General features: G+C 58.8%; 26 protein-coding genes. 19 read left to right on the top strand and 7 right to left on the bottom strand.

The window, feature by feature from the left end; all coding sequences use genetic code 11:
• Nucleotides 1–252 precede the first annotated feature (252 nt).
• Nucleotides 253–1,440, top strand: coding sequence for a cystathionine beta-lyase (locus tag DQ393_RS05870; protein WP_112340858.1), 1,188 nt, complete (start codon nucleotides 253–255; stop codon nucleotides 1,438–1,440).
• Between the two features lie 102 nt (nucleotides 1,441–1,542).
• On the opposite strand, the gene DQ393_RS05865 is transcribed toward DQ393_RS05870, so the two are convergent.
• Both DQ393_RS05865 and DQ393_RS05860 read right to left on the bottom strand, forming a co-directional pair.
• Complete coding sequence (locus DQ393_RS05865; protein WP_112340857.1) at nucleotides 1,543–2,706, bottom strand: FAD-dependent monooxygenase; 1,164 nt, start codon at nucleotides 2,704–2,706, stop codon at nucleotides 1,543–1,545.
• Between the two features lie 28 nt (nucleotides 2,707–2,734).
• The gene (locus DQ393_RS05860) at nucleotides 2,735–2,980 is read right to left on the bottom strand and encodes a zinc-finger domain-containing protein (protein WP_112340856.1); all 246 of its coding nucleotides are present in this window, start codon (nucleotides 2,978–2,980) and stop codon (nucleotides 2,735–2,737) included.
• Nucleotides 2,981–3,181: 201 nt separating this feature from the next.
• On the opposite strand from DQ393_RS05860, the gene DQ393_RS05855 reads away from it, so the two are divergent.
• On the top strand, nucleotides 3,182–3,967 hold the full coding sequence (locus tag DQ393_RS05855) for an alpha/beta fold hydrolase (RefSeq protein WP_112340855.1): 786 nt from the start codon (nucleotides 3,182–3,184) through the stop codon (nucleotides 3,965–3,967).
• A gap of 8 nt (nucleotides 3,968–3,975) precedes the next feature.
• Here DQ393_RS05855 and DQ393_RS05850 read toward each other — a convergent pair whose 3' ends face one another.
• Nucleotides 3,976–4,776: an enoyl-CoA hydratase-related protein gene (locus tag DQ393_RS05850; RefSeq protein WP_112340854.1), complete on the bottom strand. Its 801-nt coding sequence runs from the start codon at nucleotides 4,774–4,776 to the stop codon at nucleotides 3,976–3,978.
• A gap of 77 nt (nucleotides 4,777–4,853) precedes the next feature.
• Here DQ393_RS05850 and cysE point away from each other — a divergent pair, with 77 nt between their 5' ends.
• The 5 genes from cysE to clpA all read left to right on the top strand — a co-directional run bounded on the left by cysE (nucleotide 4,854) and on the right by clpA (nucleotide 9,947).
• On the top strand, nucleotides 4,854–5,717 hold the full coding sequence (cysE, locus tag DQ393_RS05845) for a serine O-acetyltransferase (protein WP_112340853.1): 864 nt from the start codon (nucleotides 4,854–4,856) through the stop codon (nucleotides 5,715–5,717).
• Between the two features lie 125 nt (nucleotides 5,718–5,842).
• Nucleotides 5,843–6,046: a DUF3126 family protein gene (locus tag DQ393_RS05840; protein WP_112340852.1), complete on the top strand. Its 204-nt coding sequence runs from the start codon at nucleotides 5,843–5,845 to the stop codon at nucleotides 6,044–6,046.
• Between the two features lie 350 nt (nucleotides 6,047–6,396).
• A complete protein-coding gene (locus DQ393_RS05835) occupies nucleotides 6,397–6,762 on the top strand; it encodes a phasin family protein (RefSeq protein ID WP_112340851.1) in 366 nt (121 codons plus the stop codon).
• A 286-nt stretch (nucleotides 6,763–7,048) separates the two neighbouring features.
• Entirely contained in the window at nucleotides 7,049–7,402 is a 354-nt protein-coding gene (gene clpS / locus DQ393_RS05830; protein WP_069612294.1) for an ATP-dependent Clp protease adapter ClpS, read from the top strand.
• A 10-nt stretch (nucleotides 7,403–7,412) separates the two neighbouring features.
• Complete coding sequence (gene clpA / locus DQ393_RS05825; protein WP_112340850.1) at nucleotides 7,413–9,947, top strand: ATP-dependent Clp protease ATP-binding subunit ClpA; 2,535 nt, start codon at nucleotides 7,413–7,415, stop codon at nucleotides 9,945–9,947.
• A gap of 107 nt (nucleotides 9,948–10,054) precedes the next feature.
• Here clpA and DQ393_RS05820 read toward each other — a convergent pair whose 3' ends face one another.
• The 4 genes from DQ393_RS05820 to DQ393_RS05805 all read right to left on the bottom strand — a co-directional run bounded on the left by DQ393_RS05820 (nucleotide 10,055) and on the right by DQ393_RS05805 (nucleotide 13,022).
• Nucleotides 10,055–10,483: an HIT family protein gene (locus tag DQ393_RS05820; protein ID WP_112340849.1), complete on the bottom strand. Its 429-nt coding sequence runs from the start codon at nucleotides 10,481–10,483 to the stop codon at nucleotides 10,055–10,057.
• A gap of 41 nt (nucleotides 10,484–10,524) precedes the next feature.
• Nucleotides 10,525–11,712, bottom strand: coding sequence for a GNAT family N-acetyltransferase (locus tag DQ393_RS05815; protein ID WP_112340848.1), 1,188 nt, complete (start codon nucleotides 11,710–11,712; stop codon nucleotides 10,525–10,527).
• Nucleotides 11,713–11,835: 123 nt separating this feature from the next.
• Nucleotides 11,836–12,555 carry a glycerophosphodiester phosphodiesterase gene (locus DQ393_RS05810; protein ID WP_112340847.1) on the bottom strand — a complete coding sequence of 240 codons (720 nt, stop codon included), beginning with the start codon at nucleotides 12,553–12,555 and terminating at the stop codon, nucleotides 11,836–11,838.
• Nucleotides 12,555–13,022 (bottom strand): RidA family protein, encoded by a 468-nt coding sequence (locus DQ393_RS05805; protein WP_112340846.1) that lies wholly within the window; start codon nucleotides 13,020–13,022, stop codon nucleotides 12,555–12,557. Before DQ393_RS05805 ends, DQ393_RS05810 begins: the two co-directional genes overlap by 1 nt.
• Before the next feature lie 135 nt (nucleotides 13,023–13,157).
• Here DQ393_RS05805 and DQ393_RS05800 point away from each other — a divergent pair, with 135 nt between their 5' ends.
• The 12 genes from DQ393_RS05800 to lpxA all read left to right on the top strand — a co-directional run bounded on the left by DQ393_RS05800 (nucleotide 13,158) and on the right by lpxA (nucleotide 26,254).
• Nucleotides 13,158–13,985: a cell envelope integrity EipB family protein gene (locus tag DQ393_RS05800; protein WP_112340845.1), complete on the top strand. Its 828-nt coding sequence runs from the start codon at nucleotides 13,158–13,160 to the stop codon at nucleotides 13,983–13,985.
• A 205-nt stretch (nucleotides 13,986–14,190) separates the two neighbouring features.
• Entirely contained in the window at nucleotides 14,191–14,958 is a 768-nt protein-coding gene (gene rpsB, locus DQ393_RS05795) for a 30S ribosomal protein S2 (protein WP_047633284.1), read from the top strand.
• A 376-nt stretch (nucleotides 14,959–15,334) separates the two neighbouring features.
• Nucleotides 15,335–16,261 (top strand): translation elongation factor Ts, encoded by a 927-nt coding sequence (gene tsf, locus DQ393_RS05790; RefSeq protein WP_112340844.1) that lies wholly within the window; start codon nucleotides 15,335–15,337, stop codon nucleotides 16,259–16,261.
• A gap of 238 nt (nucleotides 16,262–16,499) precedes the next feature.
• Nucleotides 16,500–17,219, top strand: coding sequence for a UMP kinase (gene pyrH, locus DQ393_RS05785; protein ID WP_047633286.1), 720 nt, complete (start codon nucleotides 16,500–16,502; stop codon nucleotides 17,217–17,219).
• Nucleotides 17,220–17,274: 55 nt separating this feature from the next.
• On the top strand, nucleotides 17,275–17,835 hold the full coding sequence (gene frr, locus DQ393_RS05780; RefSeq protein WP_112340843.1) for a ribosome recycling factor: 561 nt from the start codon (nucleotides 17,275–17,277) through the stop codon (nucleotides 17,833–17,835).
• A 109-nt stretch (nucleotides 17,836–17,944) separates the two neighbouring features.
• On the top strand, nucleotides 17,945–18,691 hold the full coding sequence (locus tag DQ393_RS05775; protein ID WP_112340842.1) for an isoprenyl transferase: 747 nt from the start codon (nucleotides 17,945–17,947) through the stop codon (nucleotides 18,689–18,691).
• The gene (locus DQ393_RS05770; RefSeq protein WP_112340841.1) at nucleotides 18,691–19,524 is read left to right on the top strand and encodes a phosphatidate cytidylyltransferase; all 834 of its coding nucleotides are present in this window, start codon (nucleotides 18,691–18,693) and stop codon (nucleotides 19,522–19,524) included. Before DQ393_RS05775 ends, DQ393_RS05770 begins: the two co-directional genes overlap by 1 nt.
• 125 nt (nucleotides 19,525–19,649) lie before the next feature.
• Nucleotides 19,650–21,323 carry an RIP metalloprotease RseP gene (gene rseP, locus DQ393_RS05765; protein WP_112340840.1) on the top strand — a complete coding sequence of 558 codons (1,674 nt, stop codon included), beginning with the start codon at nucleotides 19,650–19,652 and terminating at the stop codon, nucleotides 21,321–21,323.
• Between the two features lie 200 nt (nucleotides 21,324–21,523).
• Nucleotides 21,524–23,857, top strand: coding sequence for an outer membrane protein assembly factor BamA (bamA, locus tag DQ393_RS05760; protein ID WP_112340839.1), 2,334 nt, complete (start codon nucleotides 21,524–21,526; stop codon nucleotides 23,855–23,857).
• 51 nt (nucleotides 23,858–23,908) lie between these two features.
• Nucleotides 23,909–24,976, top strand: coding sequence for a UDP-3-O-(3-hydroxymyristoyl)glucosamine N-acyltransferase (gene lpxD, locus DQ393_RS05755; protein ID WP_112340838.1), 1,068 nt, complete (start codon nucleotides 23,909–23,911; stop codon nucleotides 24,974–24,976).
• Nucleotides 24,969–25,442 (top strand): 3-hydroxyacyl-ACP dehydratase FabZ, encoded by a 474-nt coding sequence (fabZ, locus tag DQ393_RS05750; protein ID WP_112340837.1) that lies wholly within the window; start codon nucleotides 24,969–24,971, stop codon nucleotides 25,440–25,442. The genes lpxD and fabZ overlap by 8 nt, the downstream gene beginning before the upstream one ends.
• On the top strand, nucleotides 25,439–26,254 hold the full coding sequence (gene lpxA, locus DQ393_RS05745; protein ID WP_112340836.1) for an acyl-ACP--UDP-N-acetylglucosamine O-acyltransferase: 816 nt from the start codon (nucleotides 25,439–25,441) through the stop codon (nucleotides 26,252–26,254). The genes fabZ and lpxA overlap by 4 nt, the downstream gene beginning before the upstream one ends.
• Nucleotide 26,255 lies beyond the last annotated feature (1 nt).

The raw sequence follows: 26,255 nt of genomic DNA, 5'->3' as shown, positions 1-26,255 counted from the left end.
TGTAGCGGTCAAGAGATCGCCTCAATAATTGCGGATTTATTCGGCATTTTTGCCTTTCGCGGCTGAAAAAATGGCGTTTGGCGCCAAAATGGGCGGCATTTTGCCGAAAAACTGCGCGAAATTGGAGTTTTTTCAATGGTTTCGTTATTTTAGCCTTCGAATAAAAAGCACTGCGGGAAGGATCGGGGTTGACCCCACCGGACTTGCCCGCCACAACTCCGGTTTCCTACAGCGCCAAAGGCATATCCGGATATGAAAGACAAAGACACATTGCTGCAGAACGCCGGCATCAACACGCGTTTATCCCATATCGGCAACTCGCCCTTCGATTTTCACGGATTCGTCAATCCGCCCGTCGTCCATGCTTCCACGGTGCTGTTCCCCAATGCGCGCGTCATGGAGACGCACGACCAGAAATATACCTATGGCACACGCGGCACGCCGACGACGGATGCGCTCTGCGAGGCGATCGATGCGCTGGAAGGGTCGGCTGGAACGATCCTCGTGCCGTCCGGGCTTGCGGCGGTCACCGTGCCATTCCTCGCTTATTTGTCTGCCGGTGATCATGCCCTGATCGTTGATTCGGTCTACGGCCCGACACGCTTCTTCTGCGACACCATGCTGAAGCGCTTGGGTATCGAGGTTGAGTACTACGATCCCATGATCGGAGCCGGCATCGAACAATTGATCAGACCGAATACCAGGCTGGTTCACACCGAGGCGCCGGGTTCCAATACTTTCGAGATGCAGGATATTCCCGCCATCTCGGCGGCGGCTCACCGGCATGGCTGCGTGGTAACGATGGACAATACCTGGGCGACGCCGCTCTTTTTCAAGCCGCTCGATCACGGTATCGACGTCTCCATTCATGCGGTCACGAAATATCCGGCCGGCCATTCCGATATTCTGATGGGAACCGTCTCCGCCAATGCGGCGCATTGGAAGCAGTTGATCGGCGCGCATGGGCAGCTCGGCCTCTGCGGTGCGCCGGACGATGCCTATCAGGTGCTGCGCGGTCTGCGGACCATGGGTGTGCGCCTGGAGCGGCATCAGGAGAGCGCGCTTGCGATCGCTCGGTGGCTCGAGGGCAGGGAAGAGGTCGCACGCGTACTGCATCCGGCCCTACCGAGCTTCCCTGGCCACGAATTGTGGAAGCGCGATTTCAAAGGCGCAAGCGGGATATTCTCTTTCGTTCTCGCAGTCGACGATGCGCAGAAGTTCAAGGCGAAAGCCCATGCCTTCCTCGATGCCTTACGCATTTTCGGTCTCGGCTATTCCTGGGGCGGCTTCGAAAGCCTTGCCCTGCACGTCAATCTCAATGACCGGCGCGTCACCAAGGCTCCGACGGAGGGTCCGGTTATCCGTCTGCAGATCGGCCTCGAAGACGTCGCCGATATCAAGGCGGATATCGAGAAGGGCTTCGCCGCAGCTGCCGCATAATTCCTTAAATCGGGATCGATTTAAGGATAAAGTTATGCAGCAGGTTGAAAGTGTTACAGCGCCGCGCGTCACATGTGACGCGCGGCGCTGTGGGAGGCTTGATCAGCCGATGGCGCGATAGCCGTAGATCCAGTCCATGTCCGCCGCGAGGCTTTGCGGCGGACGGAACGAAAGGACGAGGTCGCGCGCCATCCGGATCGGCCCGCGCGCGTGATAGGCGAATTGATTGAAGGCGGCGCGCTGGCGCAGGCGGGCGATACGCGGAGCTCGATGTTTCTCGTAGAGATCGAACGCTTCCGCCAGCGGACGTGTCGCCAGCATACCCGCCAGCTCGAAGGCATCCTCAATCGCCATCGCCGCGCCCTGAGCCGCAAACGGCATCATCGCATGCGCGGCGTCGCCGATCAGGATCGTGTCTTTGCCGTTGTGCCAGCGGCCGTCACCGATCTCGTAGAGTGGCCAGAAGCTCGCCTGCTCCTGTCTTTCCAGCATGTGCAGGATCGCATCGTTCCAGCGGGAGAAGCCGCGCAGCATACTTTCTCGCTGAACCTTGCTGCCGGTGGCGTTCCAGTCATGGCTGGCGCTGCTGCCGGAAACGATCGCAACCATATTGAACGCAGCATTTTCCCTGATCGGGTAGCAAACGAGATGGCTGGAGCGGCCGAGAAAGGCCGTGACGCTGGTGCGGTTCAGGATCGACGGCGCGGATGCTTCCGGCATCGTGAAACGCCATGCGATGTTTCCGGAAAAGAGTGGCGAGGGGGCGCCGGGCACGAATGCGCGTGTCTTCGACCAGACGCCATCGGCGCCGATGACGAGATCAAAGTCGCGGTCAGCAATCGCGTCCGGTATCGCTTGGTCTTCAATATCGATGCGTCGGCCAAGATGCAGTCTGCACAGCGCATTGCCGGCGACGGCTTCGAGAAGCGCCTTCTGCAGCGTGGCGCGATGCGCCGTCCCGTAGGGTGCGCCCCACCGGTGTCTTGCAAAATTCCCGCATGGGACGGATGCGATTTGCCGTAGCGAGGAGCCGGAAACCAGCTGAACCTCGTCAGGCTCCAGCCAGACGGGCCGAAGCGCATCGAGCACGCCAAGCGTGTCGAGGATGCGGGAAGCGTTCGGGGATATTTGCAAGCCGGCGCCGACTTCGGTCAGCGCTCCGGCCTGTTCGAAAATGTCCGATTCTATGCCATGTCTTGCCAGCGCCAGCGCTGCCGTCAATCCGGCTATTCCGGCGCCGACGATGGCGGCTCTTTTGACCGGCATCGATTGTGTCCGATCGCAATCGACGGGATTAGGCTGCCTTGAAGTGGAAGACGCAGCCGGCGGGGTTGGTCTGATCCGCCTTCAGCGACGGATTGTAGCGATAAAGCGTCGAGCAGTAGGAGCAGACTTTCTCCGTCTCGTCGCCGAGATCGATGAAGATGTGCGGATGATCGTAGGGAACCGAAGCGCCGGTGCACATGAATTCCTTCACGCCGATTTCGATGACGCGATGTCCGCCGTCGTTCTGGAAATGGGGAATATTGTGGCCGGCCATGATGATCTCCGAATGCGTCCTGCCGTGAGCGGCATGAATGTTGCGCCAGACTTAGTAGCCCCTCTTTATAATCCTTCTTCCCGATTGTGTAGTGCGAAAGTCCGGCTTGATGCAGAGATTTTCGCAGGCATAGGGTTCATTTGATACTGCCGATAAAATATGGTCCGGCGCCAACAGAACCAAGCTTGTAAAGACGAAGCCATGAATTTGAATGCTCCCAGGATGTCCAATTTCGTCAGAGATGGATTGAAGCTTGCCTTTTTCGATGAAGGCGATCCCAGCGGCGCCCCGGTGCTGCTGATTCACGGTTTTGCCTCGACGGCGATTGCGAACTGGGTCAATCCGGGCTGGCTCAAGACATTGGGCGAAGCGGGTTACCGTGTGATCGCCATCGACAATCGTGGCCACGGCTTGAGCGACAAGCTTTATGACGCCGATGTCTACCACCCCTGGATCATGGCCGAGGATGCCGTGGCACTGCTAGACCATCTGGCTATCCCCGAGGCACACGTGATGGGTTATTCCATGGGCGCGCGCGTTGCCACTTTCATGGCGATCGCGCATCCCGATCGTGTCCGCTCGCTGGTGCTGGGGGGGCTTGGCATCGGCATGGTCGAGGGGGTCGGCGACTGGGATCCGATCGCGGACGCTCTGGTGGCGCCGTCGCTCGATGACGTCACGCATCCGCGCGGGCGCATGTTTCGCGCCTTTGCCGAGCAGACCAAAAGCGACCGACACGCGCTGGCCGCCTGTATTCAGGGCTCGCGCGATCTGGCGGCGAGGGAAGATGTGGCAAGGATCGAGGCGCCGGCTTTGATCGCCGTCGGCACCAGGGACGATATTGCCGGCTCCGGTCAGGAATTGGCTGCACTGATGCCGAATGCGGAGGCCATCGACATCCCGAACCGCGACCATATGCTGGCGGTCGGCGATAAGATCTTCAAGGCAGCGGTTCTGGAATTCTACCAGCGCTTGGAGAAGCGTTAGGTTTCAAATCACCTGCCGGTGAAATGGGGTTTGCGCCGCTCGGCAAAAGCAGCGCGGCCCTCGGCATAATCGGCGCTGTCGAAGGTCTCGGCGCCGATCACCTCCGCTTCGCGCAGCAGGTCGGAATTCTGCTCGATGGCGGCGCGGATCGCGAGTTTCGAGGCGTGCAGCGCGATCGGCGCATTGGCAGCGATCGCGTGGGCGAGGGCGGAGACTTCACTGTCGAAAGCACTTGCGTCGATTTCCTCAAGAAGAAAACCGGCGGCAACCATCTTCTCGCTCGACATAGGCGCGCCCGTGAACAGCGTGACCTTGGCCATCTGCGCTCCGAGGGCATTGACGATGTCCTGCACGGCATCAGCTGGATAGGCGATGCCGAGGCGAACGGCGGGGACGGAAAACCGGGCGCCTCGTTCGGCGATCCGCAAATCGCAGGCCGCCGCCAGTCCGAAGCCGCCGCCATAGCAGATGCCGCGGATTGCAGCGATCGTCGGCACGCGGCAATGCCGGATTGCCTCGAAAGCCCGGCTGTTCAACGCCTCGTAGGAGACCGCTGTCGCGGAGTTCTTGCGCTCGCTGTCGAATTCGCTGATATCGGCGCCGGCGGAAAAATCCGCGCCGCTGCCGCGAAGGACGACCACATGCGCGTGCGCTTCGTCGGTCAGGATGCGCACGGCCTGGGGGATGGCGCGCCACATGGCGGCGGTCACCGCATTTTTCCGATCGGGGTTACTGATGGTGATGGTGCCGATGGCATCGCCGCACGTCGCGCGGATGAGACCGCCGGCAAAATCATGCTCGAAATTCATCACCTGACCGACCCATTTGTCTTGTGTGGCATTTATTCTATATAATGCACCCCTGACAGAAAATCGGGAGGCCGCCAATGGTCGCAGCAACGGACATTCGCCCAGTAGAGGGCTTGGGCGCGGTTAAGGTCATGGATCCTATCTGGGACAGCATGCGCGAGGAAGCTCGCGCCGCTGCCGAGCGGGATCCGCTGCTTGCCGCCTTCCTCTATTCGACGATTATCAATCACCGTTCGCTGGAGGAATGCGTCATCTATCGCATCTGCGAGCGCCTCGATCATCCCGACATGCAGGCCATCCTCCTGCGGCAAACGTTCGAGGAGATGCTGGCCGACTGGCCCGAATGGGGGTCGATTCTCCGCGTCGATATCCAGGCCGTCTACGACCGTGATCCCGCCTGCCTGCGTTTCCTGGAGCCCGTGCTTTATTTCAAGGGATTCCACGCGTTGCAGACGCATCGCCTTGCGCACTGGCTCTACAATCACGGCCGCCGCGATTTCGCGCTCTATCTGCAGAGCCGTTCCTCCAGCATCTTCCAGACAGACATCAATCCGGCGGCGCGCATCGGCAAGGGAATCTTCCTCGACCACGCGACCGGCCTCGTTGTGGGTGAAACGGCCGTGATCGGCGACAACGTCTCGATCCTGCACGGGGTCACGCTTGGCGGAACCGGCAAGGAAGGCAGCGACCGTCATCCGAAAATCGCCCATGGCGTATTGATCGGCGCCGGTGCCAAAATTCTCGGCAATATCCAGATCGGCCATTGCTCGCGCATAGCCGCCGGCTCCGTGGTGCTGAAGGAAGTGCCGCCGAAGACGACGGTTGCCGGCGTTCCGGCTAAGGTGGTCGGCGAGGCCGGTTGTTCCGAGCCGTCGCGCTCCATGGATCAGTTGCTCGCCGAACGCATGGTCGTCGATCAGATCCTAGGTGCGGGAATCTAGGAAAAATTCAGCCTGACTTTCGGAGGCTTACGCTGTCGGCGGAAAGGTATGCACGCCTCCGGTCTTTACACCGCCGCTTTTCCTATGCAAGAAGCAGCCAACCGAGATCCTCACGGAGAAGCATTGTGAAGCCTGAAGAAATCAAGAAGCTCGACGCCTATTTCAAGCGCACGTTCAACCCGCAGATGGTGGTGAAGGCCCGTCCGCGCAAGAACGATTCTGCGGAAGTCTATCTCGGCGAAGAGTTTCTGGGCGTCGTCTATATCGATGATGAAGATGGCGATCGCTCCTATAATTTCTCGATGGCGATCCTGGACGTCGATCTCTGATTTTGTCGATCTCGTACAGTGATTGAACATTCGGGCCGTATTTCATTGAAATGCGGCCTTTTTCTTTGGCAATTGCCGATTTAATCATTCCGGAGCCGTTTTGAATCGCCGCTGCTTTTCCAGTCTAGCTGCCAATATTTTGACCAAAGCCTGTGGTTGCAAGGACGATGATATATATTAGAAAAAACAAAATGATGCGGCGCACTCATCGTCGCTGACACCGTATTGTTATCGGAAATGCAACTAAGGGAAGATATTGCGTCGCACAAGACTACTTGACTAATTGTGCGGCGCATTTAAGCTTTACCCTGTAAACCGGCCGTCGGCCGGCCAACAAGGGACGGAGAAGCATGTTCAATTTCGATGAAGCGAACAAGAAGGGCAAGGAAGCCATGGACACGGCGCTGAAGAGCTATTCCGATGTCACCAAGGGCTTTCAGGCGATTGCTGCCGAAGCTGCAGAATATTCCAAGAAATCTTTCCAGGATGGTGTTGCACACTTTGAAACGCTCGCCGGAGTCAAGAGCTTCGAAGCTGCCTTCGAACTGCAGAGCAGCTATGTGAAGTCCTCCTATGAAAACTTCATCGCCGAAGCCACCAAGCTCGGCGAAATGTATGCCGATCTCGCCAAGACCGCCTATAAGCCGTATGAAGCGCCTGTCGCTGCCGCGACCAAGGCTGCCGGCAAGGCCGCCGCAACGGCAACCGCCGCTTAAGTTCTCGCCGAAAGGCAAATTTCCGGAAGGACCGGCTACGCGACGCGTGGCCGGTCTTTTGCGTTTTGGCGTGCCGAACCTGAGCCAAGGATATGCAGCGACTTTTTTGGCCGCAGCCCGCTTTGTCAGCGAATTGTGATTGCAGTGTCCAGCAAGGGGCTTAAAATCACGCCAATATGAACTAAGTTAGAGGTTCGGATATCCGGCCCGACCAAGTGAAGAACCCAACCCCAGTGCCAAGTCGGAATGCGATAGCTTCTGCCGGATGATTTGAGGAATGAATGAAATGATCGCTGAGCCGATCCGGATGCAAAACAACAGCGAAAGGAACGGGGACAACGGAAATCGCGGGACCTCGGTGATTACGCGCACCAAGCCCAAAACCAAGAAACCCAATCTATACCGCGTGCTGCTTCTGAATGATGACTATACGCCCATGGACTTCGTGATCCATATCCTGGAGCGTTTCTTTCAAAAGGATCTCGAGAGTGCCACCCGCATCATGCTTCATGTCCACAATCACGGCGTGGGCGAGTGCGGGATATATACATATGAAGTAGCCGAAACGAAGGTGAGCCAGGTGATGGATTTTGCCCGGCAGCACCAGCATCCGCTGCAATGTGTTATGGAAAAGAAGTGAGGATCTGAACGTGCCAACATTTTCGCCTAGTCTTGAGAAGGCGCTGCATCAGGCACTGACCTACGCGAACGAGCGGCATCACGAGTATGCCACGCTGGAACATCTGCTTTTGGCGCTGGTAGACGACGCCGATGCCGCAGCTGTCATGGGCGCGTGCAATGTTGATCTCGACGCGCTCCGTAAGACTCTGACTGAATACGTCGATAATGAACTCTCCAACCTGGTCACGGGCTATGACGAGGACTCGAAGCCGACCTCCGGCTTCCAGCGCGTCATCCAGCGTGCCGTGATCCATGTGCAATCTTCCGGCCGCGAGGAAGTGACGGGCGCCAATGTTCTCGTTGCGATTTTCGCGGAGCGGGAAAGCCATGCTGCCTTCTTCCTGCAGGAGCAGGAAATGACCCGCTATGATGCGGTCAACTATATCTCCCACGGCATCGGCAAGCGCCCGGGCTCCTCCCAGACCCGCACGCCGCGCGGCGCCGAGGAAAGCGAATCCGAGAGCAAGCCGACCTCCCGCGGCGAGCAGGAGGAGGGCAATGGCAAGAAGCAGCAGGATGCGCTGAAGGCCTATTGCGTTAACCTCAACGAGAAGGCCAAAAACGGCAAGATCGATCCGCTGATCGGCCGCAACTCCGAGGTCAACCGCACCATCCAGGTGCTGTGCCGCCGCTCGAAGAACAATCCGCTCTATGTCGGCGACCCCGGCGTCGGCAAGACGGCGATTGCCGAAGGCCTTGCCAAGCGGATCGTCGAGGGCAAGGTTCCGGAAGCTCTGGCCGATGCTACGATCTTTTCGCTCGATATGGGCACGCTGCTGGCCGGCACCCGTTATCGCGGCGATTTCGAGGAACGCCTGAAGCAGGTCGTCAAGGAGCTCGAAGAGTATCCGGGCGCTGTGCTGTTCATCGACGAGATCCACACCGTCATCGGTGCGGGCGCCACCTCCGGCGGCGCGATGGATGCGTCGAACCTGCTGAAGCCGGCCCTTTCCTCAGGCGCGATCCGTTGCATCGGTTCGACCACCTACAAGGAATACCGCCAGTTCTTCGAGAAGGATCGGGCACTCGTCCGCCGCTTCCAGAAGATCGACGTCAACGAGCCGAGCATCGAGGATGCCATCGAAATCATGAAGGGCCTGAAGCCCTATTTCGAAGAGTATCACCACCTGCGCTACTCGAACGACGCCATCAAGACGGCCGTGGAGTTGTCGGCTCGCTATATCTCCGACCGCAAGCTGCCGGACAAGGCGATCGACGTGATCGACGAAACGGGTGCCGCACAGATGCTGCTGCCGCCGTCGAAGCGTCGCAAGCTGATCACCGAAAAGGAGATCGAAGCGACCGTCGCGACCATGGCCCGCATTCCGCCGAAGACGGTTTCCAAGGATGACGAAATGGTTCTCGCCAACCTCGAACAGGAACTGCGTTCGGTCGTCTACGGCCAGGATACGGCGATCGAAGCGCTCTCGACCTCGATCAAGCTCGCCCGCGCGGGCCTGCGCGAACCGAACAAGCCGATCGGCTGCTACGTCTTCTCCGGCCCCACAGGCGTCGGTAAGACCGAAGTCGCCAAGCAGCTTGCTTCGTCGCTCGGCGTCGAGCTGCTGCGCTTCGACATGTCGGAATATATGGAACGTCATACGGTTTCCCGTCTGCTCGGTGCACCTCCCGGCTATGTCGGTTTCGACCAGGGCGGTCTCCTGACCGATGGTGTCGATCAGCATCCGCACAGTGTGGTTCTGCTCGACGAAATCGAGAAAGCGCATCCGGATATCTTCAATATCCTGCTGCAGGTCATGGACCATGGCGCGCTGACCGACCATAACGGCAAGAAGATCGACTTCCGCAACGTCATCCTCATCATGACGACCAATGCGGGCGCTTCGGAAATGGCCAAGGCCGCTATCGGCTTCGGTTCGTCCAAGCGTACGGGTGAGGATGAAGAGGCTCTGAACCGCCTGTTCACGCCGGAATTCCGCAACCGTCTGGATGCGGTCATTCCCTTCGCGCCGTTGCCGACGACTGTTATCCACAAGGTCGTTCAGAAGTTCATCATGCAGCTGGAAGCGCAGCTTTCCGAACGGAATGTGACCTTCGACCTGCACGAGGACGCCATCGCCTGGCTGTCCGAGAAGGGCTATGACGACAAGATGGGCGCCCGTCCGCTGGCGCGCGTCATCCAGGAAAACATCAAGAAGCCGCTGGCGAACGAAATCCTCTTCGGCAAGCTGAAGAAGGGCGGCGTCGTCAACGTCACGGTCGGCAAGAAGGAAGACGGTTCGACCGGCATCCTGCTCGAAGCGATCGCCGACACCGCTCCGATCCGGCCGAAGCCGGAAGCCGAAGTCGGCGATGCGCCGGCCGAGGTGGAAGAGGATGACGGCGATGTCACCGTCAAGGCTAGAAGCCGCGTCGGCAAGGCTGCAACGGCAGCCGACAGCCGCCGCTCGGCCAAGGCCTCGCCTTCGAACGAAAGCGGCGTGTCTGACAGCAAGTCACCGCGCAAGGGCGGCGGCACGGTTCCGAAGGTGCCGCGCAAGTAATCACCGATCGGTGATTTGAGAAAAATGAAACGGCTGCATTAGGAATAATGCAGCCGTTTTCCGTATTTATGCAGAAAAGCTCATAAATACCTTGAGAGTTCAGAGCATCAGGCCAACGCCTCGATGATCTTCCTGGCGTTCTCCGCCAAGACAGCGCCATCCTCCATCTTGCCCGAATGCGGTTTCAGCGCGACTCCTTCGAGGCGCGGGATGACGTGGAAATGCAGATGGAAGACGGTCTGCCCCGCGGGGGGCTCGTTGAACTGCGCGATATAGACGCCGTCCGCTTCGAAGGCTTCCCGAACGGCAACGGCGATCTTCTGCACCACAGTGATAGCCTGCTGCAATGCAGCCGGGTCGGCATCGAAAATATTGCGCGAGGGCGCCTTCGGCACGACAAGCGTATGGCCCGGCGACTGCGGCATCACATCCATGAAGGCGACGGTGTGCTCATCCTCGTAGACGCGGTAGGAAGGGATCTCGCCTTTCAGGATCTTTGCAAAGATATTGTTGTCGTCATAGGCGGGGCTGGTCATCCAGTATCTCCTCGTCTTGCGTTTGTGTTTATGCCGAACGGTTAGATATCCTGCCGCTCACCCTTGCGAAAGGGGCTGTGCTCGGTAAGGATTTCGCTCATCTCCTCCACCTGCTCCCGTTCATGCTTCAGATAGTCGGCAACGGCGCGCCGCAGGCCCTGATGACCAATATAATGCGCGGAATGCGTGATGACGGGAAGATAGCCGCGCGCCAGCTTGTGTTCGCCCTGCGCCCCGGCTTCCACGCGCTTCAAGCCTTTGCTCAGCGCAAAATCGATCGCCTGATGATAGCAGACCTCGAAATGCAGGAAGGGATGATCCTCGATGCAACCCCAGTGGCGGCCGTACAGCGTCTCGCCGCCGATGAAGTTGATGGCGCCGGCGATATAACGGCCTTCGCGCTTCGCCATGACGAGCAGGATGTCGTCAGGCATGCGCTCGCCGATCAGCGAATAGAATGTCCGGGTGAGATAGGGGCGGCCCCATTTGCGGCCGCCGGTATCCATATAGAAGGCGAAGAACTGATCCCAGATGTTCTCGGTGAGGTCGCTGCCAGTCAGCCAGTCGATGGTGATGCCATGCTCGACCGCCGCGCGCCGCTCCTTCTTCAGCGCCTTGCGTTTGCGCGATGCCAGCGTCTCCAGGAATGCGTCGTGATCGGCATACCCCTCGTTGATGAAGTGGAACTGCTGGTTGGTGCGATGCAGATAGCCGTCGGTTTCGAAAACCGAAACCTCATCTTCCGGCAGGAAGGTGATGTGAGCCGAGGAAACGCCGAGCTGCCGGGTGACTTCTTTCAGGCTTTCGGCGAGCGCGGGCTGCAGCACGTTCCTATCCTGTCCCTCGGCGACGAGCAGCCGCGGCCCGGTGGCGGGTGTGAAGGGAATGGAGCATTGCAGTTTCGGATAATAGCGGCCGCCGGCACGCTCGAAAGCATCGGCCCAGCCATGGTCGAAGACATATTCGCCCTGACTATGGCTCTTCAGGTAGCCTACGACGGCACCAAGCAATTCGCCGCCGTCGGTTTCAAGCAGCAGATGATTGCCGAGCCATCCCGTTTTGTCGGTCGCGGAGCCGGACTCCTCGAGCGACGACAGGAAAGCGTGCGAGACGAAGGGGTTGTAGGGCAGGATGCTGCCGGTTCTGGACGCTCCGGCCAGCTTCGACCAGCTCTCCGGGGCGATGTTCTTGAAGGATCGTTCGACTCGAATGGATAATTCGTCTGTCATCAAACTCTTGCGCTTGGAAGGAAGGGAGGGGCTCTCACCGCTGCGCCTCCACCAGGAAGGATATGTCGTAGGCGCAGCGATAATTTGGGTTTGCGCAAAGCCTCTCCTTCAATCGATCCCGATTTATGAGGCCAGGCGCGGGTCAAAACCTTCGAAGGTCATCTGGTCTGCATTGGCAAATGTATGTTTGCGGGCCGCTTCGTCGCGCACGGTCCAGGTGATGACCGGAATACCGCGCTGGCGTTGCGCCGTAACAAAGGGATTCGGCAGGTGGCCGTAAAAGTACGAGATGAAGTCTAGCCCAAGATGCATGGCTTCGTCATGCTGAAAAAACGTCTCGGGCTTGTTTCCTTCGGCCGTCAATCCCACAGGGTAGGGCGCTTCCAGCGCCTTGAGGTCCTTGAGCAGCCAATGGTCGAAACTCATCAGCGCCACATGGCCTTTGTACCCTTCGAGCACTTCGAGCACGGATTCTGCAAAGCCCTCGTCGTCGCCTTCGCGTCCCTTGAGTTCGAGCACGAGCGGCACCTTGCCGTCGCAGAGCCGCAGGAGCTGCTTCAACGTCGGGATCTTGTCCTCGGTGCCGCCGACCGATAGCAGTCCGAGTTCGGCCGAGGTGCGCTCGCGCACTTCGCCCGGCAGGTTGCAGACGCGCTGCAGGTCGTCATCATGGAAGACCACCGGAACGCCGTCGGAGGCATAGTGCAGGTCGCACTCGATGGCAAAGCCCGCCTCGATGGCGCGGCTGAAGGCCGAGAGCGTGTTTTCCCAGACCTCCTTGTTCATGTCATGATAGCCGCGGTGAGCGACGGGACGCTCGGTCAACCAGGCAAGCTTGTTCATTATGCAATTTCCAGAATGGCATCGATTTCAACGGCGGCATTGAGCGGCAGCGCTGCCATGCCGACGGCGGCGCGGGCATGCTTGCCGGCTTCGCCCAATATATTTGCCAGAAGATTGGATGCGCCGTTGATCACAAGGTGTTGTTCGACGAAATCGGGCGTCGAGGCGACGAAGCCGTTCAGCTTGATCAGCCGCCTGATCCGGCCGAGATCGCCGCCGAGGGCTGCCTTTGCTTGGGCGAGAATATTGATCGCGCAAAGTTCGGCCGCGCGCTGGCCGCCTGCGACATCCACATCCTTGCCGAGATGGCCGATGACGCCGATCTTACCGTTTTCCATCGGCAACTGGCCCGACAGATAAAGAAGATTGCCGCTGATGACATAAGGAACATAGTTGGCCGCGGGTGCCGCTGCCTCTGGCAGAACGATGCCGAGTTCCTTCAGGCGACCTTCGATGGCGTCGGACATTTTCATCTCCCGTTTTGTTGTAAAAACTTCAAAAATCCGGCATCAAGACTAAATTCCGTCACTTAGGATCGGCAGCCTCGTTTCAGCCGAAAGCGTTCTTATAACATCGCATGCGAGTCCAACAGGAGATAATGAATGTTCCGCTCGAGTCTTGCTGCCGCCGTCGTTTCGGGGCTGGGCATTCTGTCACTGGGGACTTCGGCCGCCTATGCAGCCGGCCCGAGCGGGCTGATCGCGCATCGCGCCGTCTATGATCTCGAGCTGAAGGATGCTTCCGATCGCTCTGGCATTTCCGGCATGGTCGGCCGCATGGTCTATGAGTTCGAAGGCTCCGATTGCACCGGGTTCACCACCAATTTTCGCTTTGTGACCAAGATCGACACGGGCGATTCCACCCGCGTCAGCGACCAGCAGACGACGACATTCGAGGATCTCGGCAAGCGCCTGTTCCGCTTCGAGACAAAGTCCTTTACCGATAACCAGCTCGACAAGGACGTGCGGGGAGCTGCAAGCGACGATCAGAGGGGCATCAAAGTCGATCTGACACAGCCGCACAGCAAGCAGGTCGAACTCATCCAAAGCCGCTTCCCGACGGAACATATGCTCGACATCATCCACAACGCCAAGCTTGGCAGGAATTTCTTCGAGGCGCAGGTCTTCGACGGCTCCGATGACGGCGACAAGCCGCTCATCGCCACCACGGTCGTGGGCAAGGCACAGCCTCCGGCCACGGATGATCCCGATGCTGACAAGGCCGGCGCCTTCGCCAAGACATCCTTCTGGCCGGTGACCGTGGCCTATTTCAACGAGAAGTCCACCGGCGACGCCACCCCTGTCTACCGCATGTCCTTCAAACTCTACGAGAACGGCATAACGCGTGATCTCACCATGGATTACGGCGACTTCGTATTGACCGGCAAGCTCACCAAGCTCGAGGTTCTCGATACAAAGGCCTGTCAGTAGCCTGCTGCGGGACGGATTGAGATAAGAATCGGCTATTTTGAGCCTCAAGCCTTGCATTCCAAGTGAATCGACTGTATGGGCACCCGCATTCCACACGTAAGGCATGGGATTGTCCGGGAGAAATCCGGATCGTTCCGCCCGGTGGCATTCTCGAAGAGGGTGCTGTTCGCCTTGCGGAGGTTCAACCGGTAAAGGAGACAAAGGCATGGCATTGCCTGATTTTTCTATGCGCCAGCTTCTGGAAGCTGGTGTTCACTTCGGTCACCAGACGCATCGCTGGAACCCGAAGATGAAGCCCTACATTTTCGGCGATCGTAACAACATCCACATCATCGACCTCGCCCAGACGGTTCCGATGCTGAGCCGCGCCCTGCAGGTCGTCAGCGACACCGTTGCTCGCGGCGGCCGCGTTCTGTTCGTCGGCACCAAGCGTCAGGCGTCCGAACTGATCGCCGACAGCGCCAAGCGTTCGGCTCAGTACTACGTCAACGCCCGCTGGCTCGGCGGCATGATGACCAACTGGAAGACGATCTCCAACTCGATCCAGCGTCTGCGCAAGCTCGACGAAATCCTCTCCGGCGAAGCCCAGGGCTTCACCAAGAAGGAGCGTCTGAACCTTGAGCGCGAGCGCGAAAAGCTCGACAAGGCCCTCGGCGGTATCAAGGACATGGGCGGCACGCCGGACCTGATGTTCATCATCGACACCAACAAGGAAAAGATCGCGATCGACGAAGCCAAGCGCCTCGGCATCCCGGTCGTCGCCATCATCGACTCGAACTGCGATCCGGACCTCATCGACTACCCGATCCCGGGCAACGACGACGCTTCGCGCGCCATCGCTCTCTACTGCGACCTGATCTCGCGCGCTGCCATCGACGGCATTGCTCGCCAGCAGAGCGCATCGGGCCGTGACCTCGGCGCTTCCGAAGAAGCTCCGGTCGAGCCGACCCTGGCGGACGGCACCGAAGCCTGATCGCGCGGTGCGGCGGACAATATACCGTCCGCCCAAGCGCAATGACATCCGGGATAAGGCCGTTTGCGACTTCAACAAGTTCGAGCGGCCTTATCGCGTTTTTGGTAACTGCTTGCCCGCTGCATAATTCCTTAAATCGGAATCGATTTAAGGGTAAATTATGCAGCAGATTTAAAGTGCTACAGCGACCTTTGCGCGTCATCTGTGACGCGTGGCGCTGTAGGCGGAAAATCCAGGCATGTTCCAATCAAGAATTCCACAGTATGACGCTGCTTCATAACGCTGTCATACTTACGGGTACATTTCGTCCCTCAAATCGGTGCCGCTTCGGCTTAATGCCTTCTGCCGCACCGTATGAACCGACAAGAGGAAGCTTATGACCGAGATTACGGCTGCACTGGTGAAAGAACTGCGCGAAAAGTCTGGCGCAGGCATGATGGACTGCAAGAAGGCGCTGACCGAAACGAACGGCGATATCGAAGCCGCGATCGACTGGCTGCGCGCCAAGGGCATCTCCAAGGCCGACAAGAAGTCCGGCCGCACCGCCGCTGAAGGCCTGGTTGCCATTGCCGGCGCCGGTCACAAGGCCGTTGTTGTCGAACTCAACTCCGAAACCGACTTCGTTGCTCGTAACGACGCCTTCCAGGACCTCGCTCGCGGCATCGCCGAAGTCGCGCTGTCCACCAACGGCACGGTCGAAGCCATTTCGGCTGCGACCTATCCCGCATCCGGCAAGCCCGTCGCCGACGCCATCAAGGACGCGATCGCCACCATCGGCGAGAACATGACGCTCCGTCGTGCCGCCAAGCTGGAAGTCGAGCACGGTGTCGTCGCGACCTACATCCATAACGCTGCTGGCGACGGTATCGGCAAGCTCGGCGTTCTGATCGCCCTGAAGTCGGTCGGTGACAAGGCTGTTCTGACGTCGATCGGCCGTCAGATTGCCATGCACATTGCTGCTACCAACCCGCTGGCTATCCGCGCCGAAGAGGTCGATGCCGCCGTCGCCGAGCGCGAACGCAACGTCTTCATCGAGCAGTCCCGCGAATCCGGCAAGCCGGAAGCCATCATTGAGAAGATGGTCGAAGGCCGCATGCGCAAGTTCTTCGAGGAAGTCGCTCTTCTTTCGCAGGCTTTTGTCATCAATCCGGACCTGACGGTTGGCGCTGCCCTCAAGGAAGCTGAAAAGACCGCCGGCGCCCCGATCGAAATCACCGGCATGGCCCGCCTGCTGCTCGGCGAAGGCGTCGAGAAGGAAGAAAGTGACTTCGCTGCGGAAGTTGCGGCTGTCGCCAAGGGCTGATCTGAGCATTTCCAGGAAAAGTGCATAGCGGTTTTCCGTTCGGAATGCGTAAGGAAACAAAACGATAGGGCTTTTCCGCAATTTGAAGAAGTGCGGAAAAGCACGGTCGAAAAGAGACATATCCCGGTTTGGCGAAACCATATCAGGGAAAACGTATGGGCATCGCGTGACAACGCGGTGCCCTTCGTGTATCCGGCTTGCACAATCATTTCCCCGATGATCACTTCAAGGAGCTACGATGTCCCAGCCGATCTACAAGCGCGTGTTGCTCAAGGCCTCCGGTGAAGCTCTGATGGGCAGTCAGGGCTTCGGCATCGACGTGACCGTCGCCGACCGGATTGCCGGCGATATCGCGCAGGCGCGCGCGATGGGCGTCGAGGTCGGCGTCGTCGTCGGCGGCGGCAATATTTTCCGCGGCGTTGCCGTGGCCTCGAAGGGCGGCGACCGGGTGACCGGCGACCATATGGGCATGCTCGGCACCGTCATCAATGCGCTGGCGCTCGCGACCTCGCTGCGCAAGCTCGATATCGACACCGTGGTGCTCTCCGCCATCTCCATGCCGGAAATCTGCGAAAGCTTCTCGCAGCGCGCGACGCTTTATCATCTCTCGCTCGGCCGCGTGGTGATTTTTGCCGGCGGCACCGGCAATCCGTTCTTCACGACGGATTCCGCCGCTGCGCTGCGAGCCGCCGAGATGGGCGCGGAAGCGATCTTCAAGGGAACGCAGGTCGACGGCATCTACTCCGCCGATCCGAAGAAATTCCCCGATGCCGAGCGCTTCGACCATCTGACGCACAGCCAGGTGCTCGAGAAGGGATTGGCCGTCATGGATGTGGCCGCCGTGGCGCTCGCGCGCGAGAACTCCATTCCGATCGTCGTCTTCTCCATCCACGAGAAGGGCGGTTTCGCGGAAATCTTGACCGGCGGCGGCCGCAAGACCATCGTATCAGACAATTGACGTTCCTATGGCGCCGGGCATGCCCGGTGCCGCCTTATTCGACGGGAGTATGAACATGAGTGAAGGCACCGACCTTAAGGAACTGAAGCGCCGCATGGATGGCGCCATCTCGGCATTCAAGAGCGATATCGCCTCTCTGCGCACCGGGCGTGCGTCCGCCAACATCCTCGATCCGGTCACGATCGAAGCCTATGGTTCGCGCATGCCGCTGAACCAGGTCGCCAACATCACAGTACCGGAGCCGCGTATGCTGACGGTTTCGGTGTGGGACAAGTCGATGGTCAGTGCTGTCGAGCGTGCCATCCGTGAATCCAATCTCGGCCTTAATCCCATCGTCGACGGCCAGAACCTGCGCATCCCACTGCCGGAGCTAAACGAAGAGCGCCGCCGTTCGCTGGTGAAGGTCGCCCACGAATACGCGGAAAAGGCGAAGGTTGCGATTCGCCACGTTCGCCGCGATGGCATGGATGGTCTCAAAAAGGCCGAAAAAGACGGTGTAATCGGCCAGGACGAGAGCCGCTCTCTCTCCGAACGTGTGCAGAAGATGACGGATGAGACGATTTCGGAAATCGATCGCTTGCTAGCCGACAAAGAAAAGGAAATCATGCACGTCTGATCGCATGCCGGGGAGAGGCCGCGCTTTTGATTTGGCAATATTGAAAGCGGTGGCCGCGCCCTAGATTACGAGACCAGAGCGTATTTCCGCCGAACGAAACCGGACCCATATGTCAGCTCCCATGTTCTCTGTCGTACCCGAACACGTTGCCATCATCATGGATGGTAACGGTCGCTGGGCCAATGCACGCGGCCTGCCGCGCACTATGGGTCACCGCAAGGGCGTGGAGGCAGTCAGGGAAACGGTCCGGGCTGCCGGCGATATCGGCATCAAATACCTGACGCTGTTTGCCTTTTCCTCGGAAAACTGGCGCCGCCCCGAGACTGAGGTCAGCGATTTGCTAGGCTTGCTCAAGGCCTTCATTCGGCGCGATCTCGCAGAACTTCATCGGCAGAACGTCCGGATTCGCGTCATCGGTGATCGCAGCAACCTGCGCGGCGATATTCTGCCTCTGCTGATCGAGGCGGAGGAAACCACCCGGAACAATACGGCCCTGACGCTGGTGATCGCCTTCAATTATGGCTCGCGCGACGAGATCACCCGCGCCTTCGCGAGCCTCGCAAGAGATGTCGAGGCCGGGCGGCTGCGTCCGCAGGACATCAGCCCGGAACTGGTCGATGCCCGTCTCGACACTGCCGGAATTCCCGATCCCGACCTCATTATCCGTACGAGCGGCGAGGAACGGCTTTCGAATTTCCTGTTGTGGCAGGCCGCTTATTCCGAGTTCATGTTCGTGCCGGACTATTGGCCTGATTTCAGCCGTGATCTGTTCTTCTCCGCGCTGGAAAAATATGCAGCGCGCGACCGGCGCTTTGGCGGCCTTTCCGCCAAGCAGGCGGCCGCCGTGGGGTCCTGATGAGCCGCGAACTCAGGCTGCGCATTATTTCCGGCATCATTCTCGCCGTCATCGTCCTTGTCGCCACTTGGTATGGCGGCTTGAGCTTTCGTCTTCTTTCGGCTGCGATCGGTCTGCTCGTCTACTACGAATGGTCGACGATAACGGATCTGCATGGCCGTGATCCCCAGGGAAATGCCCTCGGCTGGCTTGGTCTCGTGCTGATTGCCGGGGCGACGGTCCTGGGCGAATCCGTTTATTCGATCGAAATTCTGGCGGTCTTCGCCATTGTCACGGCGATCATGGTCGGGGTTCGCGCCAGAAGCTGGTGGCTGCCGGCCGGCATATTCTATTCCGGACTGACGACGATTGCGCTTTCAGAGATTCGCGATGACGATCTGCGCGGCTTCGTCCTGATGCTGTTTGTTTTCGCCACCGTGTGGGCAACGGATATTCTCGCCTATTTCGTCGGGCGCGCCATCGGTGGCCCAAAGCTCGCCCCGCGTATCTCGCCGGGCAAGACATGGTCGGGCGCAATCGGCGGTGCCATCGCGGCGGTTGTCGCGGGAACTGCGGTCGTCTGGAGCTTCTTCTCCGCCGATGAGCTGCGGATTCCCATCCTTGCCCTAGTGCTTTCCATGTGCAGCCAGATCGGCGATTTGTTCGAGTCGTTCATCAAGCGCAAGTTTGGCGTGAAAGACTCCAGCCATCTGATTCCCGGCCATGGCGGTGTCATGGATCGGGTCGATGGACTAATTTTTGCTTGTTTTGCAGCGTTTTTGTTGGCTATCGTAATGTCGCTGACAATGAGCGGCGAGACCTTTTCATTGGGCGGCGTTCTGCTCGGGGTCTGATACTAGAGCAATCCCGGGAAAACTGCGCAGCGGTTTTCCGTCCGGAATTGCGAGAAAACAGAAAAATGGAACGGTTCGGTGCTTCCGTGAAAGCTGAACCGCTCTAACACGGACAGGATCGTTGCATGGGTAGCGCGGCTGGCTTCATCGGTTTCTTGACGAACAACGTCATCACGTTTGTCTTCGTCCTGTCGCTGCTCGTTTTCGTGCATGAGATGGGTCACTATCTGGTCGGCCGCTGGTCCGGCATCCGTATCATGGCTTTCTCGATCGGTTTCGGCCCGGAGATCGCCGGATTTACCGATCGGCACGGCACGCGCTGGAAGCTTTCGCTCATCCCGCTCGGCGGCTATGTGCGCTTCTTCGGTGACGAGGATGCCTCCAGCAAGACTGATGTGGATCAGCTTTCCGCCATGACGGAGGAGGAGCGGGCGCAGTCCTTTGCCGGTGCCAGGCTCTGGAAGAGGGCCGCTACGGTTGCGGCCGGCCCGATTGCCAATTTCCTTCTTGCCATCGTGATCTTCGCCGTCCTTTTCAGCATCTATGGCCGCACGGTCGCCGATCCGGTCGTCGCCATGGTGACGCGTGACGGCGCTGCTGCCGAAGCCGGCATTGAGCCGGGCGACCGTCTTGTTGCCATCGACGGCAATAAGGTGGCGACATTCGATGAAGTGCAACGCTATGTCGGTCTTCGCCCAGGCCGCACCATCGTTCTGACGGTCGAGCGCGACGGCCAGAAACGCGATTTCCAGATCGTGCCGAAGCTCGTCGAAGATACGGATCAGTTCGGCAACAAGATGGAAATGGGCCGTATTGGTATTGCGCTCGTCGATCCGGTGGTGACCGCGGTTGAGCCGGGAGGTCCGGCCGCCAAGGCTGGCTTGCAGGCAGGCGACCGGCTGATCGCGGTCGACGGCAATAACGTCGCGACCTATTACGATATCGGCCGCTACGTGGCCGACCGTCCCGGCAAGAGCATCGTGCTGACCATACAGCGCAGCGGCACGGTCCGCGATGTCCCGATCATGCCCGAGACGCTTGTCGATACCGATGCGTCCGGTAACAAAAAGGATATCGGCAGCATCGGAATCGCACCGATCGATCCGATCATTGCCTCGATCGGTTCCGACAGTCCTGCTCAGATGGCCGGCCTGGAGCTTGGTGACCGCATTCTTTCTGTGGATGGACGGGACATCGGCTCCATCGGCGAAGTGCAGCGCTATGCGGCTGGTCACGCCGATAAGCCCATGGCACTGACGGTCAAGCGCGGCGGCCAGATGCGCGACTTGACGGTGACGCCCAGGAAGTCGGCGGAGACCGATGCCTTCGGTGCGCAGACGGAGATCGCTACCATCGGGATCACCGACGGCCAGAAGCCGATTAAGCTGCGCTATGAGGCCTATGGGCCCCTCCGGGCGCTTGCTGAAGGTGTGAAGCAGACCGGCAGCATCGTTTCCGGTACTTTCGAATATATCGGCAATGTCATCGGCGGTTATATGAAGGCCGATCAGCTGGGAGGCCCAATCAGGGTTGCGCAACTTTCGGGACAAATGGCAACCTTGGGTTTTGCGGCGGTGCTCCAATTTGCCGCCATACTTTCTGTTTCAATAGGGTTATTAAATTTGATGCCCGTGCCGGTACTTGATGGCGGGCATCTGATGTTCTATGCGATTGAAGCCGTAAGGGGAAAACCCCTGGGTGCAAGGGCGCAGGATATCGCTTTCCGGATCGGATTTGCGATGGTGCTCTCACTCATGGTGTTTGCGACCTGGAACGACATCAGTTCCAGAATAGGCTAGTGGGGCTACGACGAGAGGAAATTACGATTTATTTACGATGTTTCAAAGCTGTAGTGGCGAATGAGCCACGCTTTGAAATGAAGTAAACAGAAATTAACGTGCTCCCTTGCTTGTATGTCAAAAGCGGGTAAAACGACACACGTGGCCGGAATCGGGTTCGCTCGAGGCTGGGGACGATTGAAAAAAGGTAAGAAGTGAAAATGAAGGCTGGTTCAAAATTTTTGAACGCAGTGTCGGCGGTAGCGCTGTCTGCTGGTGTTGTTGCGTCTGGCGCTGGTGTTGTCACCCTTGCCTCTGCCTCGGTCGCGGAAGCAGCTGTCATTCAGCGCGTTGATGTTCGCGGTGCGGAACGTGTCGGCGCGACGGCAGTTCGCGACAATATCACGATCAAGCCCGGAAAGAACTTCTCCCCCGGCGACATCGACGCTTCGGTGAAGCAGCTTTATGCCACCGGATATTTTTCCGATGTCCACATTACGGTTTCGGGCGGCACCCTGGTCGTAACGGTCAAGGAAAACAAGCTCATCAACGCCGTGGTCTTCAACGGCAACCGCAAGATCAAGGACGACAAGCTTCAGGGCATCATTCAGACCCATTCGGCAGGCCCGTATAACGAGGCTAGCGTTCAGGCTGATATCAAGACCATCAAGGATGCCTACGCTTCGATCGGTCGTAACGATGTCGAGGTGACGACGCAGACCGCGGAAGTCTCTCCGGGCCGCCTCAACGTCGCATTCGTCATCAACGAAGGCGATCGCACCAAGATCGACAAGATCAATTTCTCGGGCAATCAGGCCTATGGCAGTGGCCGCTTGGCTTCGGTGATCAGCACCAAGAAGAGCAACTTCCTGTCGTTCCTGACCCGTAAGGACGTCTACAGCCCTGAACGCCAGCAGGCCGACCAGGATGCGCTGCGTCAGTTCTACTACAATCACGGCTACGCCGATTTCCGCATCGTCAGCGCCGACGCGACGTTGAACGAGCAGAACAACGAATACACGCTGAACTTCAACGTGGACGAAGGTCCGCGCTACACCTATGGCGACATCAACGTGGTCTCGACGGTCGAGGGCATCAATGCCGACGAGCTGAAGGGTCTCATCATCACCCACAAGGGCGATGTCTATAGCGCCAAGGATATCCAGACCTCGATCGAGAACATTTCCAAGCGCGTAGCCTCCGCTGGCTATCCGTTCGCCCGCATCACGCCGCGTGGCAATCGCGATCTGTCCGGTCACACCATCGGTATCGAGTATCTGGTCGATCAGGGCGAGCGCGCCTATGTCGAGCGGATCGAAATCCGCGGTAACACCCGTACGCGCGATTACGTCATTCGCCGCGAGTTCGATCTCAACGAAGGCGATGCCTTCAATCAGGAAATGATCACGCGCGCCAAGCGCCGCCTCGATGCGCTGGGCTATTTCACCAAGGTCGATATCTCGACGGCGCAGGGCAGTGCTGCCGACCGCGTCATCGTGATCGTCAACGTCGAAGACCAGCCGACCGGCTCCTTCGGCATCGGTGCCGGTTACGCTGTCGGCAACAACGGTGGCCTGCTGCTTGAAGCTTCGGTCGAAGAAAAGAACTTCCTTGGGCGTGGCCAGTACATCCGTATTGCGGCCGGCGCCGGCACGGAAGGTAACCGCACCTACAACATCTCGTTCACCGAGCCCTATTTCCTCGGCTACCGCCTTGCTGCTGGTTTCGATATCTTCAAGAACCAGACGTCGAGCGACGACTTCTACGATTACTCGGAAGAAGGCTTCTCGCTGCGTGTCACCGCGCCGATCACCGAGAACTTCGCGACGACCCTGCGCTATAACTACAAGCGCCTGACCTACGATGGCACGAGTGATTGGCAGAACAATCTCTCTGCTCCGTATCTCAACCTCGTCGAGAACGGTCCTTGGACGCAGTCGACTATTTCGCAGACATTCACCTACAACACGCTTGATGATCAGAACCTGCCGCGCGAGGGCATCATCGCCAAGTTCACGCATGAATATGCTGGTCTCGGCGGCGACTCCGACTTCTACAAGCTGAGCGGTAAGGCTCGTTACTACCAGATGATCAGCGACGAAGCCGATATCATCGGCTCGCTTACCGTTGGTGCCGGTTACGTGATGCCCACGGATGGCAAGCTGAACGTCTTCGATCAGTTCACGCTCGGCGGCCGTGAAATCCGCGGCTTCGAGAATGCCGGTATCGGCCCGCGTTCGTCGCATGGCGATCCGCTCGGTGGTACGACCTACTTCACGGCTTCGGCTGAAGCCAGCATGCCGATGCCGGGTGTGCCGCAGGATATCGGTCTGCGCATTGCAGCCTTCGCCGACGCGGGCACGCTCTATGGCAACAAGGCGAATCTCTTCGGCGATACGCTTCACAATGATAGCTCAATCCGCGCATCGCTCGGTGCCGGTCTGATCTGGTCGTCGCCGTTCGGTGTCATCCGCGTTGACTACGCCGTGCCGGTCTTGAAGGAAGATTACGACAAGACTGAGAATTTCCGGTTTGGCATCGCCAACCAGTTCTGATATCGGCAGTCCAGAACTTCGGGCTTGAACACCGTTCTGGAGCTGGTGCTTATGGAACATACTGGTTTTTTCCCGCCCCATGGCGGCATCAGCCTAAGGCAACTGGCTGAGCATCTTGGGGCGGAACTTGCTGATGCGGCCTCTTCGGAGGTCGCCATCAGATCTATCGCCCCCGTCTATCGGGCAGGCGAGGGTGATATTTGCTATATCCTTTCCCGAAAGAATCGCGCTGAGTTGGAGACCTGCAGGGCCTCCGCCATCATTTGCTTGCCGGCGCTGAGGTCTTTCGTTCCCGATCATATTCCGGTGCTTCTGTCGAAGAAACCGCATACGGATTTCGCGATCGTCGGCGGCCTGCTGCATCCGGAAGCCATGCGGCCGGTCACATTCACGGTAAACCCGGGAACGATTTCACCGGCCGCCGTTGTTGATCCGACAGCAAAGCTGGAGGCCAATATCGGCGTCGAGCCGGGTGCTGTCATCGGCGCCGGCGCTGAGATCGGCGAGGGCACTTATATCGGCGCCAACGCTCTTATCGGACCAGGCGTGAAAATCGGACGCAATTGTAGCATTGGCGGCGGCGCCAGCGTGCTCTGCGCCTATCTCGGCAATGGCGTCATCGTTCATAATGGTACGCGCATCGGCCAAGACGGGTTCGGTTATGCGCCGGGACCTCGTGGCATGGTCAAGATCGTTCAGATCGGCCGCGTCATCATCCAGGACAATGTCGAGATCGGCGCCAATACGACAATCGATCGCGGCACCATGGACGACACTGTGATCGGCGAAGGCACCAAGATCGACAATCAGGTTCAGATCGGACATAACGTCCGCATCGGCCGGCATTGTGCTATCGTCAGCCAGGTGGGTATCGCCGGCAGCACGGTGATCGGCGATGGTGTCCAGATCGGCGGCCAGGCGGGCCTCAATGGCCACATCCACATCGGCGACGGCGTGCAGATCGGCGCCAAGAGCGGCGTGATGAACAGTATTCCGGCGGGAGAGCGCTATGCGGGCCTTCCAGCGCGGCCTCTATGGGATTTTCTAAGGGAATCGGCGGAGATCGCAAAGCGGTCAGGAGCCAGGGAAAAGAAAGACGGGAGTGCGGAGCATGACTGAGGAAGCCAAGGCGTCGTTGTCGTCGGCTGACGTTCTGGAAATTATGAAGCTGTTGCCGCATCGCTATCCCTTCCTGATGGTCGATAAGATCATTGAGATCGATAGCGACAATTCCGCGATCGGCATCAAGAACGTAACGGCCAATGAGCCGCAATTCACCGGCCATTTTCCGGAATCGCCGATCATGCCGGGCGTGCTGCTCATCGAAGGGATGGCCCAGACCGCTGGCGCGATCTGCGCTCGCAAGGATGGCATTGGCGGCAACCTCGTCTACTTCATGACAATCGACAACGCCCGCTTCCGCAAGCCGGTCGTTCCGGGCGACCGGGTCGAATTCCATGTCGTGAAGCTGAAACAGCGTGGCACCATCTGGAAGTTCCATTGCGACGCCAAGGTCGACGGCTCTTTGGTCGCCGAAGCCGATATCGGTGCGATGATCGTACGGAAGGATCAGGAACAGGCATGAGCAGCATAGCAAAGAGCGCCCGCATTCATAAGCTGGCGGTTGTCGAAGACGGCGCCGTCGTCGGCGAGAATGTTGTTGTCGGCCCGTTCTGCTATGTCGGTCCCAAGGTTGTTCTGCATGACGATATTCAGTTGCTCAACAATGCCGTTGTGACGGGTCGTACGACGATCGGTAAGGGAACGAAGATCTTTCCGATGGCCGTTGTCGGTGGTGATCCGCAGAGCGTTCATCATCATGGCGAGGAAACGACGCTTGATGTCGGCGAGAACTGCACGATCCGCGAGGGTGTGACGATCAATACCGGTACGGCCGATTACGGCGGCAGGACGGTCGTTGGTAACAACAACCTGTTCCTTGCCAATTCGCATGTCGCCCATGATTGCCGCGTCGGCAACAACGTCATCATGTCAAACAATGTCATGCTGGCAGGCCACGTGACGATCGAAGACCGCGCCATTCTCGGCGGCGGCTGCGCCGTGCATCAGTTTACCCGTATCGGCCGTCAGGCCTTTATCGGCGGCCTTACCGCCGCAAGCTACGATGTCATCCCCTATGGCATGCTGAACGGCAATCCGGGCGTGCTGTCTGGACTGAACGTCGTCGGCATGACGCGAGCGGGTATAGACCGGGCCGTCATCCACCGCGTTCGCCGCGCCTACAAGAGCATCTTCGAGAACGAAGGCTCGATCCGTGACAACGCGGCTGCGATCCGCGATGAATATGCCGATTGCAAGGAAGTGGTTGAAATCCTTGATTTCATTGCTGCCGATAGCGACCGCGCTCTGTCGTCGCCCAATCGCGGCAAGAGCTGAC

Origin of the sequence: Martinezella tropici, assembly GCF_003287875.1 — a bacterium.
Taxonomy (GTDB): domain Bacteria; phylum Pseudomonadota; class Alphaproteobacteria; order Rhizobiales; family Rhizobiaceae; genus Rhizobium; species Rhizobium tropici_C.
Note: the sequence above shows the minus strand (reverse complement) of the source record. Positions and strands in the feature narration are given on the sequence as shown.